The sequence below is a fragment of the Escherichia ruysiae genome (genome assembly GCF_031323975.1).
Taxonomy (GTDB): Bacteria; Pseudomonadota; Gammaproteobacteria; order Enterobacterales; family Enterobacteriaceae; genus Escherichia; species Escherichia ruysiae.
Map to the genome: position 1 here is coordinate 3,868,246 of NZ_JAVIWS010000001.1, position 23,878 is coordinate 3,892,123.

The following is a 23,878-nucleotide window of genomic DNA, read 5'->3' on the forward strand; positions in this document are numbered from 1 at the left end:
ATGATGAACACGGAAGGTAATAACGGTGACAAACCTCTGGGACTATGGAATGTGGTTTCCATAGGTATCGGGGCGATGGTGGGGGCGGGGATCTTTGCCCTGTTGGGGCAAGCGGCGTTGCTAATGGAAGCCTCGACCTGGGTCGCTTTTGCTTTTGGCGGCATTGTGGCGATGTTTTCCGGATATGCTTATGCGCGCCTTGGTGCAAGTTATCCCAGCAATGGCGGGATTATTGACTTCTTTCGCCGGGGGTTAGGCAACGGTGTTTTTTCGCTGGCGCTCTCGTTGCTGTACCTGATGACGCTGGCGGTGAGTATCGCGATGGTTGCCCGTGCCTTTGGTGCTTATGCTGTGCAGTTTTTGCATGAGGGCAGCCAGGATGAGCATCTTATTTTGCTCTACGCGCTGGCGATCATTGCCCTGATGACGCTGTTCAACTCCTTAAGCAACCATGCGGTAGGGCGACTGGAAGTGATCCTTGTCGGCATCAAAATGATGATCCTGTTGTTGCTGATTATTGCGGGCGTCTGGTCGCTGCAACCGGCGCATATTTCCGTCTCTGCGCCCCCCAGCTCCGGCGCATTCTTCTCTTGTATCGGGATTACCTTCCTTGCTTATGCGGGCTTTGGCATGATGGCAAACGCGGCGGATAAAGTGAAAGATCCGGCGGTCATTATGCCGCGAGCATTTTTGCTGGCGATAGGCGTTACCACACTGCTCTATATTTCCCTGGCACTGGTGCTGCTTAGTGATGTTTCGGCATTAGAGTTAGAAAAATATGCCGATACCGCCGTAGCGCAGGCCGCTTCTCCACTGCTTGGGCATGTGGGTTATGTGATAGTGGTGATAGGTGCTTTGCTGGCGACGGCATCAGCCATCAACGCAAACCTGTTTGCGGTGTTTAATATCATGGACAACATGGGCAGCGAGCGTGAACTGCCGAAGCTAATGAATAAATCCCTGTGGCGGCAGAGTACGTGGGGCAACATCATCATAGTGGTGTTGATCATGCTGATGACGGCCGCGCTTAATTTAGGTTCCCTGGCCAGTGTTGCCAGCGCCACCTTTTTGATCTGCTACCTTGCGGTGTTTGTGGTGGCGATCCGTCTGCGTCATGATATTCACGCCTCGTTGCCAATCCTCGTTGTCGGTATGATGGTCATGCTATTGGTAATCATCGGTTTTATTTACAGTCTATGGTCCCAGGGCAGCAGCGCACTGATGTGGATTATTGGCGCACTATTACTAAGCCTTATTGTGGCAATGGTAATGAAACGGAATAAAACCATATAAAATCTACCTGCGCGCAGTGCTTTCTGTGCTGCGCCTTTATTTTTTTTCTTAATCAAATCCTCCGTCTTATACTTTTAATAAATAAGTCACAAAAAAATGGTATATACACGATAAAACTGTGATTCTTATCACTTCTTACTATGGATTATTCTCAATGCGGATGATGGTAATCTAAAACTCGTAGTGTATTCTTAATAAATAACGTATAAGCTTTTTAGCTGCATTTCTTTTAATAGGGGGAATAAAAACGAAAGAGATGCACAAGTTATTACCCTTCTTAAATAAAATGAGGCTGGTTATAAAAACCAGTTAAAATAATGACCTGGAAGGAAGTGACTTATCTATGGCGCGATTACAATTAAAAAACCGTAAAAATAAATGCCTGATATTTTTAATAAGTTTTATTGTGATGGGAGAAAACGCGCTTGCAGCGCCATTACCACAATGGGCTAACGCCCCTGCGGTTACGTCGGTTGCCAGTTTATCCTTACAGGAAAGTATATTACGCGCATTTGCGCGAAACCCCGACGTCACCCAACAGGCGGCGCAGATAGGTATTGGCGAAGCGCAAATCGATGAAGCCAAAAGTGCCTGGTATCCGCACGTTGGCTTAACCGGTAACGCGGGGCCGTCCCGACAAACGGACTCCAGCGGCAGGCTTGATAACAACGTTTCGTATGGCATAACCCTGACGCAGTTGGTGTATGACTTTGGTAAAACGAACAACGATATCAAACTGCAAACTGCCGCTCGTGACAGCTACCGATTTAAATTGATGGCAACCCTAACCGATGTCGCAGAGAAAACGGCGACCACCTATATGGAAGTTAGCCGTTATCAGGCTTTGTGCGATGCGGCTCAACGTAATATCCACTCGCTGGAAAATGTCTACAACATGGCGGCACTACGCGCCAACGCCGGCCTGAACTCATCTTCTGATGAATTGCAGGCTCAGACACGCATTGCCGGAATGCGCTCGACGCTGGAGCAATATCAGGCGCAAATGGCGAGCGCCAAAGCGCAACTGGCGGTGCTGACTGGCGTACAGCCGGAGGCGATAGCCGCGCCACCTGCGGAATTAGCCGAGCAGCCGGTATCGCTAAAAAATATTGATTACCAGTCCATTCCGCTGGTGCTGGCGGCAGAAAATTTACGCCAGTCGGCACAGTACGGCGTGGAAAAAACCAAAGCGCAATACTGGCCGACGCTCAGTATTCAGGGAGGCAAAACGCGCTACCAGACCAGCGATCGCTCGTACTGGGACGACCAGTTACAGCTGAACGTTAACGCGCCGTTGTATCAGGGCGGTGCGGTTTCTGCCCAGGTACAACAGGCCGAAGGGCAACAAAAAATCTCCGCCTCGCAGGTCGAACAGGCAAAACTGGATGTATTACAACGGGCATCAGTGGCGTATGCCAACTGGACTGGCGCACGGGGGCGCGAAGAAGCCGGTTTAGCGCAATCCGAAAGTGCACACAAAACGCGAGATGTGTATCAAAATGAATATAAATTAGGTAAACGCAGTCTGAATGATCTATTAACCGTCGAGCAAGATGTCTTTCAGGCGCAATCGGCTGAAATAAATGCCAGTTATGATGGCTGGGTTGCCGCAGTAAATTATGCCGCTGCGGTTAATAACCTTATTCCATTAGCGGGAATTAAACAGGGCTTATACAACGACTTACCCGATTTAAAATAATCCTGCCATTATTAATATCAGGTAGGCATCGTTGTTGAGTTATTACCTTTGTCTTATTTAGATAAATGGACTCGCTAAGGATGTGCGCCATTTATCAGGAATGCCATTATGAGCCTGATTATTGATGTTATTTCGCGTAAAACATCCGTCAAACAAACGCTGATTAATCCTGGCGGCGTTACGGTTGTTATTTATGAGCCCTCTGTGGTGCAGGTTCATGCTCAGGCATCTGCCGTTGCGCGTTACGTTCGCGAAGGAAATGATCTGTTGATCTATATGCAGGATGGCACGGTTATCCGTTGCAACGGCTATTTCCTGCAAGCGGCAAATACCACTGAACAATCGGAACTGGTGTTTGCTGATGGGCAACAGCTAACCCACGTCACCTTTGCCGATGCCGCAGCGGGGGGATTAGCCCCCGTAGAACTGAGCGCCCAGACCACCGCTATTGAAAGCATTGCGCCATTTCTTGATACCGTTGCTCAGACCAGCACCTTCCCGTGGGGATGGTTAGCCGGTGCGGCGGTAGGTGGCGGTGCGCTTGGCGCTTTACTGGCAAGCGGTGGCGATGACGATTCAAAAACTGAAGTGGTTAACAACCCTCCGCCACCCACCGGCCAGGCAATGCAACCCCGTCATTTTTAGTCACCGATAATCAGGGCGATCAGCGCGGTATTCTCGCCACCAATGACATCACCGATGACACCACGCCAACCTTTAGCGGTAGCGGGCAGGCGGGTGCGACCATCCAGATTAAAGACAGTAACGGCAATACTATTGCCAGTACTCAGGTAGACAGCAACGGGCACTGGAGTGTCTCTTTACCCACGCAAAGCGCAGGTGAACATACCTGGTCAGTGGTGCAAATTGTCGGCAGCACCATCACTGACGCTGGTTCGATAACGTTAACCATCGACGACAGCCAGGCCAGCGTGCAGGTCGCCACCACCGCAGGCGATAACATTATTAACGCCAGCGAACAGGCCGCCGGATTTACGCTTTCAGGTACGACGAGCAACTTGCCGCAGGGAACAGAACTCAGCGTCACGCTAAACGGTAAAACCTACACGACCAGCGTAGGTGCTAACGGCGCGTGGAGCGTGCAGGTGCCGACCGCTGACGCCCAGGCGTTAGGCGAAGGGAATCAGGCAGTGCTGGTCAGCGGGAAAGATGCCACGGGCAATACGGTCACCGGCGCGCAGCTGTTAACCGTCGATACTCAGCCGCCGACGCTTGCTATCAACACTATCGCCCAGGACAACATTGTCAGCGCCGCAGAACATAACGCCGCGCTGGTACTGAGCGGGACTTCGAATGCTGAAGCCGGGCAAATCGTTACACTGACAGTAAATGGTAAAAGCCATACAGCAACCGTCGGTAGCGATGGCACATGGCAGGTGGCGCTGCCTGCCGCAGAAGTGCAGGCGCTGGCAGATGGTAACTACGCCGTAAATGCCAGCGTCAGCGACCGGGCAGGAAACACCACCAGCAACAGCGCGAATTTCGTGGTAGATACCAGCGCGCCGACGATTAACGTCAACACCGTGGCGGGCGACGATATTCTTAATAATGCCGAACAGGCCGTCGCACAGATCATCTCCGGAAATGTCAGCGGTGCTTCTCCTGGCGATACGGTGACTGTGAAATTGGGCGCTCATGTCCTGACGGGCGTCGTGCTGGCAGACGGTAGCTGGAATGTGGCGCTGGATCCGGCGGTAACCCGCACGCTGGATCGCGGAGCCAATACGATTTTCGTCACCGTGACAGATGCCGCCGGAAATACCGGCGCGGCGTCTCGTGCAATCACGCTGGTAGGTGTTTCTCCGTTGATCACCATTAACACCGTCTCCGGCGATGACATTATCAGTGGCGCAGAAAAAGGTGCGCCACTGACCCTTACCGGTAGCACTCAACAGGCCGAGACAGGACAAACCGTCACAGTAACCCTGGCTGGACAGAGTTTTACCACTACCGTGCAGGCCGATGGCTCCTGGAGTCTGACAGTACCCGCTGCCAATATGGGTGATCTGCCTGACGGTGCCGTAGCGATTACCGCTTCTGTGACGGATCTCAGTGGTAATACCGGCAACACCTCCCGCACCATTACCGTCGATAGCCAGGCGCCGGCCTTAAGCATTGATCCACTGACCGCCGACAACATCATCAACGCCGCCGAAAGCGGGCAGGATCTGCCCATCACTGGCACCACTGACGCCCAGCCGGGGCAGACGGTAACGGTGACGCTTAACGGGCAGACGTATCAGGGCATCGTGCAACCAGATGGCACATGGAGTGTGACGGTTCCCGCCGCCAACGTTGACGCACTGGCTGACGGCAACGCCACGGTCACCGCCAGCGTGAACGATGTTGCTGGTAACCCGAGCAGCGTTTCACGCGTGGCGCTGGTCGATGCCACGCCGCCTGTGGTGACCATTAATCCGGTGGCAAGCGATAACGTCATTAACACGCCGGAACATACCCAGGCGCAAATCATCAGCGGCACGGTTACCGGCGCGCAGGCTGGCGATGTTGTCACCGTTACGCTGAATAATGTGGATTACACCACGGTGGTGGATGCTTCCGGCAACTGGAGCCTGGGCGTTCCGGCTTCCGTTGTCAGCGGGCTGGTGGACGGCAGTTATCCGATCAACGTTTCAGTGACTGACCGCGCCGGAAACAGCGGCAGCCAGGCACTCACCGTCACGGTTAATACCGCCGCGCCAGTGGTTGGAATTAATACCATTGCTGGCGATGATGTGATTAACGCCAGCGAAAAAGGAGCCGATGTTCAAATTACCGGCACCAGCGATCAACCTGTTAATACCGCCATCACCGTGACGCTGAACGGGCAAAATTACACCACCACGACCGACGCCTCCGGCAACTGGAGCGTCACCGTTCCGGCGTCGGCGGTAACCGCATTAGGCCAGGCCAACTACACGGTGACGGCAGCGGTGACCAGTAGTATTGGCAACAGCGCCACCGCCAGCCATAACGTGCTGGTCGATAGCGCGCTGCCCGGCGTGACCATTAATCCTGTGGCGAGCGACGATATTATTAACGCCGCCGAAGCGGGCGCTGCGCAAACCATCAGCGGACAGGTGACTGGTGCAGCCGTTGGCGACGCGGTAACTATTACGTTGGGCGGTAATACCTACACGACTACCGTTCAGGCTGGTTTAAGCTGGAGCGTGAGCGTTCCGGCAGCAGATATTCAGGCGCTGGGTAATGGTGATTTAACGGTTAATGCCTCGGTCACCAATCAAAACGGCAACACCGGTAGCGGCTCGCGGGATATCACCATCGACGCCAATCTGCCTGGCCTGCGGGTCGATACGGTAGCGGGTGATGATGTGGTCAATATCATCGAGCACGGGCAGGCACTGGTGGTCACCGGCAGCAGCTCGGGGCTGGCTGAAGGCACGCCGCTTACCGTCACGATTAATAACGTCGAATACACCACTGCGGTGCAGGCCGATGGTAGCTGGAGCGTGGGCGTGACGGCGGCGCAGGTTAGCGCCTGGCCTGCGGGGACGGTGACGGTTGCCGTGTCCGGGGAAAGTAGCGCGGGAAATCCGGTGAGCATCGCCCATTCCGTTACGGTCGATCTCACACCGGCGGCGATCGCCATCAATACCATCGCCACGGACGATGTGATTAACGCCGCAGAAAAAGGCGCTGATTTAACCCTTTCCGGCACCACCACTAACGTAGAACCCGGACAAACGGTCACCGTCACTTTTGGCGGTAAAAATTACACAGCCACGGTTGCAGGCGATGGTAGCTGGACAACCACTGTACCCGCTGCCGATTTAGCGTCATTAACCGATGGTAGCGCCACCGCGCAGGCCAGCGTCAGCAACGTCAACGGCAATAGCGCCTCGGCGGTGCATAACTACAGCGTCGATAGCAGCGCGCCGACCATCATTATCAATACCGTTGCCAGCGACAATATCGTCAACGGCAGCGAAGCCGATGCGGGCGTGACGGTGAGCGGCAGCACCACCGCCGAAGCGGGGCAGATTGTTACGATAACGCTTAACAGCCCGACCGTGCAGACGTATCAGGCAACGGTACAGGCCGACGGCAGCTGGAGCATCAATATTCCTGCGGCAGATCTCGCAGCGTTGACCGATGGCAGCCACACCCTGACCGCGACGGTCAATGACAAAGCGGGCAACCCGGCGAGCACCACGCATAATCTGGCCGTGGATCTCACCGTTCCGGTACTCACCATCAACACCATTGCGGGCGACGATATTATTAACGCCGCCGAACACGGGCAGGCGCTGGTGATTTCTGGTTCCAGCACCGGTGGAGAAGCGGGGGATGTCGTCACCGTCACGCTAAACAGTAAAACCTATACCACGACGCTGGATGCCTCCGGCAACTGGAGCGTCGGCGTTCCGGCGGCGGACGTCACTGCGCTGGGCAGCGGTTCACAAACCGTAACGGCGAGCGTTACCGATGCGGCGGGCAACAGCGACAGCGAGACGCACACGGTCGCCGTTAACCTTACCGCGCCGACCATTGGCATTAACACCATCGCCACCGATGACGTGATTAACGCCACGGAAAAAGGCGCGGATCTGCAAATCAGCGGCACCAGCAACCAGCCCGCAGGCACCGCAATTACGGTGACGCTTAACGGGCAAAATTACACCGCCACGACGGACGCAGCAGGTAACTGGAGCACCACGGTGCCCGCTTCCGCAGTAGGTGCGCTGGGCGAAGCCAGCTACACGGTGACGGCGAACGTCACCGACAGCGCAGGTAACAGCAATTCCGCCAGCCATAACGTGCAGGTCAATACCGCGCTGCCTGGTGTCACCATTAATCCGGTGGCGAGCGACGATATTATTAACGCCGCCGAATCGGGCGTGGCGCAGACCATCAGCGGCCAGGTGACGGGCGCGGCGGCGGGCGATACCGTCACCGTAACGCTGGGCGGGAAAACCTACACCGCCACCGTGCAGGGCAATTTAAGCTGGAGCGTGGACGTTCCGGCGGCAGATATGCAGGCGCTGGGCAATGGCTCTCTCACGGTTAACGCCTCGGTAACCAACGGCGTTGGCAATACCGGCAGCGGTTCGCGCGATATTGTGATAGACGCCAACCTGCCGGGTCTGCGCGTTGATACCGTGGCGGGCGATGATGTGGTCAACAGCATCGAGCACGCTCAGGCGCTGGTGATCACCGGTAGCAGCAGTGGGCTGGCGACGGGCGCGGCACTGACGGTGGTGATTAACACGGTCACTTACGCTGCAACAGTATTAGCCGATGGCACATGGAGCGTTGGCGTTCCGGCGGCAGATGTGGGCAACTGGCCTGCGGGGACGGTGAATATCACGGTTTCAGGTGCCAGTAGCGCCGGAAACCCGGTCACTATCACCCATCCGGTCACCGTCGATCTGGCGGCGGTGGCGATCTCCATTAACACCGTTTCCGGTGATGATGTGATTAACGCCGCCGAAAAAGGGGCAGATTTAACCCTGTCCGGCAGCACCTCTGGCGTGGAAGCGGGGCAAACGGTCACCGTCACCTTTGGCGGAAAAACCTATACCGCGACCGTAGCGGGCGATGGTAGCTGGACAACCACCGTGCCTGCCGCCGATCTCAACGCGTTACGCGATGGCGACGCCACGGTACAGGCCAGCGTCAGCAACGTTAACGGCAACACGGCTTCGGCGACACACGCCTATAGCATCGATGCCACGGCACCGACGCTTGCCATTAACACCATCGCCACTGACGATATTCTTAACGCCGCCGAGGCGGGCAATCCGTTAACCATCAGCGGCACCACTACCGCCGAAGCGGGGCAGATGGTCACCGTTACCCTTAATGGCGTGACTTATACTGGCACCGTCCAGGCGGACGGCAGCTGGAGCGTCAGCGTACCGACGGCGGATCTCAGCAATCTGACCGCCAGCCAGTACACGGTCAGCGCCTCGATAAGCGATAAAGCGGGTAACCCGGCGACCGCCACTCACGGCCTGGCGGTGGATCTCACTGTTCCAGTGCTGACCATCAACACTGTCTCCGGCGATGACATAATTAACGCTACCGAGCACGGGCAGGCGCTGGTGATCTCCGGTTCCAGCACTGGTGGCGAAGCGGGCGATGTCATCACCGTCACGTTAAACAGTAAAACCTACACCACCACGCTGGACGCTTCCGGCAACTGGAGCGTCGGCGTTCCGGCGGCAGATGTCACTGCGCTGGGCAGCGGCGCACAAACCATCACCGCGACCATTACCGACGCGGCAGGCAACAGCGACGACGCCAGCCGCACGGTTACTGTGAATCTCACCTCGCCGACAATTGGCATCAACACCATTGCTACGGATGACGTGATTAACGCCACGGAAAAAGGTGCGGATCTGCAAATCACCGGCACCAGTAATCAGCCAGCGGACACTACGGTTACGGTGACGCTGAACGGGCAAAATTACACTGCCACTACCGATAGCAACGGCAACTGGATCGCCACGGTGCCAGCCTCGGCGGTTAGCGCGCTGGGTGAAGCCAACTACACGGTAACGGCAAACGTCACTGACACGGCAGGCAACAGTAATTCCGCCAGCCATAATGTGCTGGTCAACAGCGCCTTGCCTGCTGTCACCATTAACGCGGTGGCGACCGACGATATTATTAACGCTGCTGAATCCGGAAACGCGCAAACCATCAGCGGCCAGGTCACGGGTGCGGCGCAGGGAGATACGGTCACCATTACGCTGGGCGGCAATACCTACACCGCCACGGTGCAGGCTAATTTAAGCTGGAGCGTCAGCGTTCCGGCGGCGGATATTCAGGCGCTGGGTAACGGCTCCTTGACGGTTAACGCCTCGGTGACCAACGTCGTCGGCAACACCGGCAACGGTTCGCGAGACATCACTATCGACGCCAATCTACCTGGCCTGCGGGTCGATACCGTGGCGGGCGATGATGTTATTAACAGCATTGAGCACAATCAGGCGCTGGTGATCACCGGGAGCAGCAGCGGATTAACGGTGGGAACCGCGTTAACGGTCGTTATCAATAACGTCACTTACGGCGCGACGGTGTTAGCCGACGGCACATGGAACCTCGGTGTTCCGGCGGCAGACGTTAGCAACTGGCCTGCGGGTACGGTGGATATCATGGTAAGCGGCACCAACAGCGCCGGAACAACCTCCACCATTACCCATCCGGTTACCGTCGATCTGGCGGCGGTCGCCATCACCATTAACACTCTCTCTGGTGATGATGTGATCAACGCCGTCGAAAAAGGCGAAACGCTGGTCGTAAGCGGCAGCACCAGCGGTGTGGAAGCCGGGCAGACGGTAACCGTCACCTTTGGTGGTAAAAATTACACCACCACCGTGGAGGCCAACGGCAGCTGGACGGTGAATGTGCCGCCTGCCGATCTCGCTGCGCTGCCGGACGGCGCGGGCAACGTGCAGGCGAGCGTCAGCAACATTAACGGCAATAATGCCCAGGCGGATCGCGCGTACAGCGTCGATGCCACCGCACCGCTTGTGACCATCAACACCATCGCCAGCGACGATACTCTCAACGTGAGCGAAGCGGGCGCGGGGATAACCATCAGCGGTACCACCACGGCACAGGCCGGACAGACGCTGACCGTCACGCTCAATAACAACACATACCAGACCACCGTTCTCGCGGATGGCACTTGGAGCGTGAATGTTCCGGCAGCGGATTTAAGCGGATTAACCGCCAGCAGCTATACCGTGACCGCCACGGTAAGCGACAAAGCGGGTAACCCGGCAAGCGCCGACCACGCACTGGCGGTGGATGTCACCGCGCCGGATCTCACCATTAATACCGTCGCGGGCGATGACATTATCAACGCCATCGAACACGGTCAGGCGCTGGTGGTGAGCGGCACCAGCACGGGCGCGGCGGCGGGGGATGTGGTAACCGTCACGCTGAACGGTAAAAACTACACCACTACGCTGGACGCCTCAGGTAACTGGAGTGTGGGCATTCCGGCGGCGGATGTCACGGCGCTGGCAACCGGAAGCCAGACGATCACCGCCAGCCTGAGCGATCGCGCGGGCAACAGCGACAGCACGACTCACGATGTGACCGTTGATCTCAGCGGCCCGACGCTGACCATCAACACCGTCTCCGGCGATGACATCATTAACAATACCGAGAAAACCCAGGATCTGACCATCAGCGGCGGCTCCAGCGGTCTGGCGACCGGCACCACGGTCACCGTGATGTTGAACGGCCTGGCGTACAGCGCCACCACCGATGGTTCTGGCAACTGGAGCATTACCGTGCCTGCTTCGGCAGTCGGCGCACTGGGCGAGGCGGTATACCAGATTAGCGCCAGTGCTACCGACAGCGCGGGCAACAACGGCAGCACCACCCATACGGTGAATGTCGAATCGCTCCTGCCTGGGGTGATCATTAATACCGTGGCAGGCGATGACATTATCAACGCGGCTGAAAGCGGTGTTAACCAGACTATTAGCGGCCAGGTAACGGGGACGGCGCAGGCGGGGAATACGGTGACGGTCACGCTTGGTGGCAACCAGTATACCGCTACCGTGCAACCAGATTTAAGCTGGAGTGTCAGCGTGCCGGCGGCAGATTTGCAGGCGTTGGGTAACGGTGAGCTGACCATCAGCGCCTCGGTGACCAACACCACAGGCAATACCGGCACCGCCACGCACGACATCGTGATAGACGCCAACCTGCCTGGTCTGCGCGTCGATACCGTGGCAGGCGATGATGTGGTCAATATTATCGAACACGGTCAGGCGCTGGTTGTCACTGGTAGCAGTACCGGACTGGCGGTGGGGACGCCACTAACCGTGGAAATCAACAGCGTCACCTATGGCGCAACGGTATTAGCCGATGGCACCTGGAGCGTGGGCGTTCCGGCGACGGATGTCGCTAACTGGCCTGCGGGGACAGTCGATATTACGGTTACAGGCACTAACACCGCCGGAACAACTACCAGTATTAGCCATCCGGTCACGGTCGATCTCGCCGACGTGGCGATTACCATCAACCCCCTTTCCACTGATGATGTGATTAACGCCGCCGAAAAGGGCAGTGATTTGCAGCTTTCCGGCACCACCTTCGGCGTGGAGGCGGGGCAGACTATTACCGTTATTTTTGGCGGCAAAAGCTACACCACGACGGTTGCTGCGGATAATACCTGGGGGATGACAATCCCAGCCGTCGATCTCACGGCTTTACCGGACGGTGCAGCAAACGTTCAAGCCAGCGTCAGCAACGTAGCTGGCAACATTGCCCAGACAACACATGCTTACAGCGTTGATGCCACCGCGCCCTCTGTCACCATCAACACCATCGCCACGGACGATATTCTTAATGCCGCCGAAGCCGGAACGGCGCTGACCATCAGCGGCACCAGCACGGCAGAAGCCGGGCAGATGGTGACCGTGACGCTAAACGGCGTCAATTACAGCGGCAACGTACAAGCAGACGGAAGCTGGAGCATCAGCGTACCAACTGGCGATTTAGCGAATCTCACCGCCAGCTCGTATACCGTCAACGCGGCGGTCAGCGACAAAGCCGGAAATCCGGCCTCGGCAACGCATAATCTGGCGGTGGATCTGATTGCCCCAGTCGTCACCATCAACACGGTGGCGGGCGACGACATCATTAACGCCACGGAACACAGCCAGGCGCAGATTATCAGCGGCTCGGCAACGGGCGCGACCACAGGTAACACGGTTTCCGTGACGATTGGCACGACCACCTACACCACAGTGCTGGACGCCAACGGCAACTGGAGCATCGGCGTACCTGCCAGCGTGATTTCCGCACTGGCGCAGGGCGATGTGACCATTACCGCCACGGTCACCGACTCCGCAGGCAACAGCGGCACAGCCTCGCACATCGTCAGCGTGGCGCTCGGTGCTCCGGTACTCGGCATTAACACCATCGCCGTCGACGACATCATCAACGCCACCGAGAAAGGCGCGGATCTGGCGATTTCCGGCAGCAGCAACCAGCCTGCGGGCACGCAGGTAACCGTGACGCTCAACGGGCAAAATTACACCACCACAGCCGATGCTTCCGGTAACTGGAGCGTGACCGTTCCGGCGTCTGCGGTTGGTACGCTTGGTGAAGCGACTTATACCGTGACCGCCGCCGCTACTGACTCCACTGGCAACAGCGGTTCCGCCAGCCATAACGTACAGGTCAATACCGCGCTGCCGGGCGTCACCATTAACGTTGTGGCAATGGACGATATTATTAACGCCGCCGAAGCTGGGGTAGATCAAACTATCAGCGGTCAGGTTACAGGCGCGGCGGTGGGCGACACGGTGACCGTCACGCTGGGTGGCGAGACTTACACGGCGACAGTGCAGGCCAATTTAAGCTGGAGTATTAATGTTCCGGCAGCCGCTTTACAGGCGTTGGGCAACGGCGAGTTGAGCATTTCGGCTTCGGTGACGAACAGCGTGGGCAATACTGGCAGCGGTACGCGTGACATTACCATTGACGCTAATCTCCCAGGTCTGCGGGTCGATACCGTCGCTGGCGATGATGTGGTGAATATCATCGAGCACGGTCAGGCACTGGTGGTAACCGGCAGCAGTTCTGGTCTGGCAGCGGGTGCCGTACTCACGGTTTCGATTAATAGCCAGAACTATAGCGCAACGGTTTTAGCCGATGGTTCATGGAGCGTCGGCGTTCCGGCGGTGGATGTCAGCGCCTGGCCTGCGGGGACGGTCACGATTACGGCGAGTGGTAGCACCACCGCCGGAAATCCGGTCAGCGTCACGCACCCGGTCACCGTCGATCTCACGGCGATTGCCGTCAGCATCAACGCCATTACCGCTGATGATGTGATTAACGCCGCCGAAAAAGGCGCGGCGTTAACGCTCTCCGGCAGCACGTCCGGCGTGGAGGCCGGGCAAACGGTCACCGTCACCTTTGGCGGCAAAAACTACACTGCAAGCGTCGCGGCGAACGGTTTATGGAGCACCACAGTTCCGGCGGCGGATATGGCAGCCCTGCGTGATGGCGATGCCAGCGCACAGGCCAGCGTCAGCAACGTTAACGGCAACAGCGCCACCACGACCCACGCGTACAGCGTCGATGCCAGCGCGCCAACGGTGACCATTAACACCATTGCGGGCGACGACATTCTTAACGCCGCCGAAGCCGGATCGGCGCTGACCATCACCGGCAGCAGTACGGCGGAAGCGGGGCAGACGGTGACCGTCACCCTCAATGGCGAAAACTATACCGGCACCGTACAGACGGACGGCAGCTGGAGCGTCAGCGTGCCGCCAGCCGACTTAAGCGCCTTGACCGCCAGTAACTACACCGTCAGCGCGGCGGTGAGCGACAAAGCCGGAAACCCGGCCTCCGCTAACCATAACCTGACGGTGGATACTTCCGTTCCGGTTGTCACCATCAACACGGTGGCGGGTGATGATGTGATCAACGCGACTGAACACGCCCAGGCGCAGATTATCAGCGGCTCCGCCACGGGTGCGGCAACCGGTAGCACCGTGACGGTGACTATCGGCACCAATACCTTCACCACCGTGTTGGATGCCAGCGGTAACTGGAGCGTCGGCGTACCGTCGAGCGTCGTTTCGGCGCTGGCAAACGGCACGGTCACCATCAACGCCAGCGTCACCGATGCCGGGGGTAACAGCGGCAGCGCCACCCATCAGGTGACGGTCAATACCGGGCTGCCAACCATTACCTTTAACGCCATCAGCGGCGATAACGTCCTGAACGCCGATGAAAAAGGTCAGCCGTTGACCATCAGCGGCAGTAGTACGGGGCTGGCGACCGGCGCACAGGTTACCGTCACGCTCAACGGTCATAACTACAGCGCCACCACCGACGCGGCGGGCAACTGGACGTTAACCGTACCGGTGAGCGATCTGGCGGCCTTAGGCCAGGCCAACTATACCGTCAGCGCCAGTGCTACCAGCGCGGAGGGTAACACCGCCAGCAGCCAGGCGAATTTACTGGTCGACAGCGGCCTGCCGGGCGTCACCATCAACACCGTGGCGGGCGACGATATTATCAACGCCGCTGAAGCGGGCGCCGATCAAACCATCAGCGGGGTGGTGACCCGCGCCGCCGCAGGCGATATGGTGACCGTCACGCTGGGCGGCAATACTTATACTGCACAAGTTCAGGCTGATTTAAGCTGGAGCGTCAGCGTTCCGGCAGCCGATTTACAGGCGTTGGGTAATGGTGATTTGACCATTACCGCTTCGGTCACCAACGCCAGTGGCAACACCGGTAGCGGCACGCGAGATATCACCATTGACGCCAACCTGCCAGGTCTGCGCGTGGATACCGTCGCGGGCGATGATATCGTCAACAGCATAGAGCACGGACAGGCGCTGGTGATCACTGGTGGCAGTAGCGGTTTGAATACCGGCGCCGTGCTGACGGTCACCATCAACGGCACGGCCTATGCCGCCACGGTACAGGCGGATGGTAGCTGGAGCGTAGGTATTCCGGCGGCAAACGTCAGCGCCTGGCCTGCGGGGCCGTTAACCGTTGAGGTAGCAGGGCAGAGCAGCGCCGGAAACCCGGTCAGCGTCAGCCATCCGTTCACCGTCGATTTAACAGCGGTGGCTATCAGCATCAACACCGTTGCCAGCGACGACGTAATTAATGCCGCTGAAAAAGGTGCCGATCTGACCCTTTCCGGCAGCACCAGCGGGATTGAAAGCGGGCAAACCGTCACCGTCACTTTTGGCGGCAAAACCTACACCGCAAGCGTCGCCGCCAACGGAAGCTGGAGCGTAACGGTTCCGGCGGCAGATCTGGCAACTCTGCCAGACGGCGCGGCGAACGTGCAGGCCAGCGTCAGCAGCGCGAGCGGCAATAACGCTTCGGCGACCCATGCGTACAGCGTCGATGCCAGTGCGCCAACGCTCACCATTAACACCATCGCCAGCGACGATATCCTGAACGCTACGGAGGCCGGAAGCCCGCTCACCATCAGCGGCACCAGCACCGCCGAAACCGGGCAGACGGTGACCGTCACCCTTAATGGCGCAACCTACAGCGGGAACGTACAGGCGGACGGTAGCTGGAGCGTCAGTGTTCCCACTTCAGCCTTAGGCGCGCTCACCGCAAGCAATTACACCGTCAGCGCCACGGTCAACGACAAAGCGGGCAACCCCGGCAGCGCCAGCCATAATCTGGCGATAGACACCATCGCACCGGTTCTCACCATTAACACCGTGGCAGGCGATGACATCATCAACGACGCCGAGCACGCGCAGGCGCTGGTGATCTCCGGCACCAGCAGCGGCGGGGAAGCGGGCGATGTGGTGAGCGTTGTGCTCAACGGCAAAACCTACACCACCACGTTGGACGCCTCCGGTAACTGGAGCGTCGGAGTACCGGCGGCGGATGTGACGGCGCTGGGTAGCGGCGCACAGACCATCACTGCCAGCGTCAGCGATCGGGCGGGCAACAGCGATGACGCCAGCCGCACCGTTACCGTCAGCCTCACAGCGCCAGTGATTGGTATCAACACCATCGCGGGCGATGATGTGATCAACGCGACGGAAAAAGGATCTGATCTGGCGCTTTCCGGCACCAGCGATCAGCCTGCGGGTACGGCGATCACCGTCACGCTGAACGGACAAAACTACAGCGCCACCACCGACGCCTCCGGCAACTGGAGCGTCACCGTTCCTGCCTCGGCGGTCAGTACGCTGGGTGAGGCCACCTACAGCGTCACGGCGAGCGTCACCAACGCTCAGGGCAACAGCAGCACCGCCAGCCATAACGTACAGGTCAATACCGCGCTGCCGGGCGTCACCATCAATCCGGTGGCGACGGACGATATTATCAACGCCGCCGAAGCAGGCAGTGCGCAAACCATCAGCGGCCAGGTCACCGGGGCGGCGGCGGGCAGCACCGTCACCGTTGAACTGGGCGGTAAAACTTACACCGCCACCGTCCAGCCAGATTTAAGCTGGAATGTGAGCGTACCAGCCGCCGACTGGCAGGCGCTGGGTAACGGTGAGTTAACGGTTAACGCCTCGGTGACCAGCGCCGTTGGCAATACCGGCAGCGGCACGCGCGATATCACCATCGATGCCAGTCTGCCCGGTCTGCGGGTCGATACTGTCGCTGGCGATGATGTGGTCAATATCATCGAACACGGTCAGGCGCAGGTGATTACCGGCAGCAGTTCCGGCTTTGCGGCAGGCACGGCGTTGACGGTGGTGATAAATAACCAAACTTACGCCGCCACGGTGCTGGCGAACGGCACCTGGAGCGTCGGCGTTCCGGCGGCGGATGTCAGCAACTGGCCTGCGGGAACGCTGAATATTACCGTTAGCGGGGCGAACAGTGCCGGAACGCAAACCAGTATTACCCATCCGCTGACCGTTGATCTCACCGCCGTCGCCATCAGCATGAACAGCATCACCAGCGATGATGTGATTAATGCCGTTGAAAAAAGTGCAGCGTTAACGCTCTCCGGCAGCACCTCCGGCGTCGAAGCGGGGCAAACCGTCACCGTCACCTTTGGCGGTAAAACCTACACCACCACGGTGGCGGCAAACGGTAGCTGGAGCACCACCGTTCCGGCAGCGGATATGGCGGCTCTGCGTGATGGCGATGCCAGCGCCCAGGTGCGGGTGACAAACGTTAACGGCAACAGCGCCACGGCAACGCATGAATACAGCGTCGATAGCGCCGCGCCAACGGTGACCATCAACACCATTGCCAGCGATAACATCATCAACGCCAGCGAAGCGGCGGCAGGTGTGACGGTTTCCGGCACCAGCACGGCGGAGACGGGGCAGACGCTGACCGTCACGCTTAACGGCAGTAACTACCAGACCACGGTGCAGGCAGACGGGAGCTGGAGCTTAACGCTGCCTGCCGGCGACTTAACCGCGCTTGCCAATAATGGCTACACCCTGACCGCTACGGTCAGCGATCTGGCGGGTAACCCTGGCAGCGCCAGTAAAGGCGTAACCGTCGATACCACCGCGCCGGTGATCAGTTTTAACACCGTGGCGGGCGATGATGTGATTAACAACGTCGAACACACCCAGGCGCAGATTATCAGCGGCACCGCCACGGGCGCGGTAGCTGGCGACCGCCTGGTGGTGACCATCGCCGGGCAGCAGTATGTCACCAGCACCGATGCCAGCGGCAACTGGAGCGTCGGCGTGCCTGCCAGCGTAATTTCCGGTCTTGCGGATGGCACGGTGACCATCAGCGCCACCATCACCGACAGCGCAGGCAACAGCAGCACGCAGACCCACAACGTGCAGGTGAATACGGCGGCGGTATCGCTCTCGGTCAGCACCATCAGCGGCGATAACCTCATTAACGCCGCCGAAGCAGGCAGTGCGCTGACCCTTAGCGGCACCGGCACCAATTTTGCGACAGGCACAGTGGTGACCGTGTTGCTTAACGGCAAAGGCTACAGCGCCACCATTCAAAGCAACGGGAGCTGGAGCGTGAATGTGCCAGCGGCAGACGTTGCGGCGCTTGCGGATGGCACCAGCTATACGGTTAGCGCCTCCGCTCAGGACAGCGCCGGAAACAGCGCCACGGCCTCGCGCAGCGTGGCGGTGGATCTCACCGCACCGGTTATCAGCATCAACACCGTTTCAACTGACGACCGACTCAACGCCGCCGAACAACAGCAGCCGTTAACCCTTAATGGATCGACCAGCGCGGAAGTGGGGCAGACGGTCACCGTGACCTTTGGCGGCAAAACCTATACCGCCACGGTAGCCGCCAATGGCACCTGGGCGCTGAACGTACCTGCGGCGGATCTGGCAACGCTCGGGCAGGGCGCGCAGACCATCACCGCCAGCGTGAACGATCGCGCCGGTAACCCCGGTCAAACCACGCACGCCCTGACCGTCGACACCGCTGCGCCGACGGTGACCATCGCCACGGTAGCGGGCGACGATATTATCAACAACGCCGAACAGCTCGCCGGGCAAACTATCAGCGGCACCACCACCGCCGAAGTGGGCCAGACGGTAACCGTCACCTTTAACGGTCAGAGCTGGAGCGCAACGGTTGGCAGCGGCGGAAACTGGTCGGTATTTATTCCGGCGCAGCAGTTTGCCGGATTAAGCGACGGCAGCTACACCATTAGCGCGTCGGTCAGCGATCAGGCCGGAAACCCCGGCAGCGCCAGCCGTGGCGTCACGTTGAACGGCGACGTCCCCACCGTCACCATCAACACCTTTGCGGGCGATGATGTGGTGAACGCGGCGGAACACGGTTCGTCTCTGGTTATCAGCGGCACCACCACCGCGCCGGTCGGCCAGACGCTGACTCTTACCTTAAACGGCAAAACCTACACCACCACGGTGCAGACCGGCGGTAGCTGGAGCTACACTCTTGCCAGCGCCGATGTCACCGCGCTGGCGGATGGCAACGCCTATGTGATTAACGCCTCGGTCACTAACGCCATTGGCAACACCGGCAGCAGCAATCACACTATCACCGTCGATCTCAGCGCCCCGGCGATGGGGATTAATATCGATTCCCTGCAAGCCGACACCGGCCTTAGCGCCAGCGACTTTATCACCAGCGTCAGCCCGGTGGTGGTCAATGGCTCACTCACCGCCGCGCTTGCCAGTAACGAGACGGCGCAAATCAGTATCGACGGCGGCGCAACCTGGAGCACGCTCACCGTGACCGGCACGACCTGGCGCTATAACGACAGCCGCACGCTGACTGATGGCAACTATCTCTATCAGGTGCGGGTGATTGATGCGGCGGGCAACGTCGGCGCGACTGACAGCCAGAACGTGGTGATCGACACCATCGCGCCAGATCCAGCGGTGAAAACCATCGCCATCAGCGCGATCACCACCGATACTGGATTGATCACTAACGATTTTATCACCAGCGACACGACGCTGGCGGTGAGCGGCACGCTGGGCGCGACTCTTTCTGCCGGCGAGTTCGCGCAAATCAGTATCGATGGCGGCACCACCTGGCAGAATCTTTCGGTAAGCGGTTTGACCTGGACGTACCTTGATGGGCGCACGCTGACTGACGGCAACTACAACTATCAGGTGCGGGTTATCGACACCGCCGGAAATATCGGCGCGACCGCCAGCCAGATTGTCACCGTTGACACCAGCGCGCCGCTGGCGAGCAAAACCATCGTCATTGCGGGCATTAGCGATGACACCGGCTTAAGCAGCAGCGATTTTGTTACTCGCGACACGACGCTGACCGTGCGCGGTACACTCGGCGCGGCGCTGGCGGCAGATGAACGGGCACAAATCAGCCTCGACGGCGGTGTTACCTGGACTACGTTAACCGTTATCGGCACCAGCTGGAGCTATGCCGATGGTCGCACGCTTACCGACGGCACCTGGAACTACACGGTGCGGGTGGTGGATCTGGCGGGGAACGTCGGGCAGACCGCGACGCAAAACGTGGTGGTCGATACCACCAGCCCGGAAGCGGCGAAAAGCATCACCATTACCGGTATCAGCGATGACACCGGAGCCAGCAGCAGCGACTTTATTACCAGCGATACTACGCTTACCGTGCGCGGCGTGCTGGGCGCGGCGCTCGGCGCTAACGAATTCGCGCAAATCAGTACCGACAACGGCGCAACCTGGGTGAACGTGACGCTGGCGGCAGACGGCCTTAACTGGACATACGCTGATGGGCGCACGTTGACTAACGGCACGACAACCTGGCTGGTGCGGGTGGTCGATCTGGCGGGCAACGTTGGTGCCACCGGCAGCCAGTCGGCGCAGATTGATACCGTTAACCCGGCGCAGGTGTTGACCATCGCCAGCATCAGCACCGACACGGGGAGCTCGGCAACTGACTTTATCACCAGCGATACCTCGCTCACGCTAACCGGTTCGCTGGGAGCGGGGCTTGCCAGCGGCGAAGTAGCGCAGATTAGCCTTGATGGCGGCGCGACCTGGACTACGCTCACCACCAACGGCACGCAGTGGACTTACACCGACAGCCGCACATTGATCGACGGCAGCTACGTTTATCAGGTGCGGGTGCTGGATCTGGCGGGAAATACCGGCCCGGTGGTGTCGAAAACGGTGGTGGTCGATACGATTAACCCCACCGCCACGCCAGGTATTGTGTCGTATACCGATGATGTCGGGCAGCGGCAGGGGACGTTAAGCAGTGCGCAGGCTACCGACGACACCACGCCACTGCTGAACGGCGTGCTCTCCGCTCCGCTGGCCAGCGGCGAAGTGGTTTACCTCTACCGCAATGGCTTGTTGTTAGGCGCGGTAACGATGGTCGGCGCACTGAACTGGACCTACAGCGACAGTGGTCTGGTCAGCGGTGCCTATACCTACAGCGCGCGAGTGGTGGATCTGGCGGGGAATATCACCTCCTCCAGTGATTTTATCCTGACAGTCGATACCTCTATTCCGACGACGCTGGCGCAAATCACCAGCCAGACCACGCGTGACACCACGCCAATTATCAGCGGCGTAATCACCGCTGCGCTTGCCAGTGGGCAGTACGTCGAAGTGGTGATCAACGGCAAAACCTACACCTCACAGCCGGGCGGCGCGGTAGTGGTCGATCCGGCGCACAATACCTGGTATGTGCAACTGCCGGATACCGACGCGCTGGCAGCGTCCGCAACTGCTTATAACGTCACCGCGCAGGTGAAAAGCTCGGCGGGCAACGGCAACACCGCCAACGTCAGCAATGGCACGGTGACAGTCAACGCGGCAATTGATTACACGCCAGCCTGGACGACCGCCAATAAAACAACTGCCTGGGGGCTGACCTACGGCCTCGACACGCACGGAATGTGGACGGTGCTGGCCAACCAGCAGGTGATGCAATCTACCGACCCGCTTACCTGGTCGAAGACCGCCCTGACGCTGTATCAGAGCGGCAACAACTACGCCACCAGTTCCATTGCCGATTACGACCGTAACGGTACGGGCGATCTGTTTATTACCCGTGATGATTACGGCACGGGCTATATCAACGGCTTTACCAATAACGGCGACGGCACGTTTTCCAGTGCCATTCTGGTCGCCGTTGGCACTCTGACGTGGTATGGCTCGGTAGTAGCGTTTGATAAAGAGGGCGACGGCTATCTTGATTTCTGGATTGGCGACGCCGGGGGGCCAGACTCCAATACCTTCCTGTGGAACAACGCGGGCGTGCTGACGGGGAACTCTACCGTGACTAACAACGGGGGGAGCGCCACGGTCGGCGGGGCGGTGACGGGGTATCTTTCGCTCAACGAGGGTTCTGGCGTTGATCTTAACAACGACGGCAGGATTGACCTGGTTCAGCACACTTTCAACCTGAATAACTATTACACGCTGTCCTCGCTCATCAGCCAGGGCAACGGCACGTTTGTCTGGGGGCAGAACACCATCAATACCTTCCTCAGCACGGCGGGCAGCGGCGGCAACTCGACGTCTGTCTCCATGACCTGGGCGGATTTCGATGGCGACGGCGATATGGATCTCTTCCTGCCCGCCAGCCAGGGAAGAGCTAACTACGGCTCCCTGTTATTCAACACCAACGGCGTGCTGGGAAATCCGGTGGCGGTGGGGGCAACGGCAACCACCTACGCCAGCCAGTTTAGCCTGGCGGTGGACTGGAACCACGACGGTCTGATGGATATCGCCCGTATTGCCCAGACCGGACAATCCTACCTTTACACCAACGTTGGCGGAGCCAGCAACTGGACGCAGTCGGTACTCGGCGGCAGCCAGAGCGGCACTACCAGCGGCGTGGCGGCAATGGACTACGACTGGGACGGTGCGGTGGATGTACTGGTAACCAAACAGTCGGGCAGCGTGTTCCTGATCCGCAACACCAACACGGTGAGCTACGGCACTTCGCTGCACCTGCGCATTACCGATCCCAACGGCATTAACGTCTATTACGGCAATACCGTAAAACTGTACAACTCGGCGGGTGTGCTGGTTGCCACGCAAATTATCAATCCACAGTCGGGGATGGGGGTTAACGATACCTCGGCGCTGGTCAACTTCTACGGGCTGAACGCCGGAGAAACCTATAACGCGGTGCTGATCAAATCCACCGGCACCACAGCCAGCAATATCGACCAGACGGTCAACACCAGCTGGGGCGGCTTACAGGCCACCGATGCCACCCACGCTTACGATCTCAGCGCCGAAGCGGGTACCGCGAGCAACAACGGCAAGTTCGTCGGCACCGGTTATAACGACACCTTCTTTGCCACCGCAGGCACCGATACCTACGACGGTTCCGGCGGCTGGGTGTACAGCTCCGGTACCGGAACCTGGCTGGCGAATGGCGGGATGGACGTGGTTGATTTCCGCCTCTCGACGGTGGGCGTGACCGCGAACTTAAGCAGCACCGCCGCGCAGGCTACTGGCTTTAACACCTCGACATTTACCAATATCGAAGGCATTTCCGGCTCGAATTTTAACGACACTCTGACCGGCAGCAGCGGCGATAACCAACTGGAAGGGCGCGGCGGCAACGACACCCTTAACATCGGAAACGGCGGTCATGATACCTTGCTCTATAAACTGCTCAACGCCAGTGACGCTACCGGCGGCAACGGCTCAGACGTGGTGAATGGCTTTACGGTAGGGACATGGGAAGGCACCGCCGACACCGATCGCATTGATATCCGCGAGTTGTTACAGGGCAGCGGCTACACCGGCAACGGCAAAGCCAGCTACGTCAACGGCGTGGCAACGCTGGATGCGCAGGCCGGGAACATCGGTGATTTTGTCAAAGTCACCCAGAGCGGCAGCGACACCATCGTGCAGATCGACCGCGACGGCACGGGCGGCACTTTTGCGGCAACTAACGTGGTCACGCTGACGGGCGTGCATACCGACCTCGCCACTTTGCTGGCGAATCATCAGTTGATGGTGGTGTAGA

2 protein-coding genes and 1 pseudogene are annotated in these 23,878 nt (G+C 58.8%); all 3 read left to right on the forward strand.

What is annotated here, in order from left to right; all coding sequences use genetic code 11:
- The 3 genes and pseudogenes from RGV86_RS18610 to siiEA all read left to right on the forward strand — a co-directional run bounded on the left by RGV86_RS18610 (position 1) and on the right by siiEA (position 23,877).
- Positions 1-1,293, forward strand: a complete 1,293-nt coding sequence (locus tag RGV86_RS18610; protein ID WP_000982146.1) for an APC family permease — start codon at positions 1-3, stop codon at positions 1,291-1,293.
- Positions 1,294-1,636: 343 nt separating this feature from the next.
- Entirely contained in the window at positions 1,637-2,992 is a 1,356-nt protein-coding gene (locus tag RGV86_RS18615; RefSeq protein WP_000113318.1) for a TolC family outer membrane protein, read from the forward strand.
- Positions 2,993-3,100: 108 nt separating this feature from the next.
- Positions 3,101-23,877: pseudogene (gene siiEA, locus RGV86_RS18630) on the forward strand (BapA-related adhesin SiiEA).
- The last annotated feature ends 1 nt before the right edge of the window (position 23,878 follow it).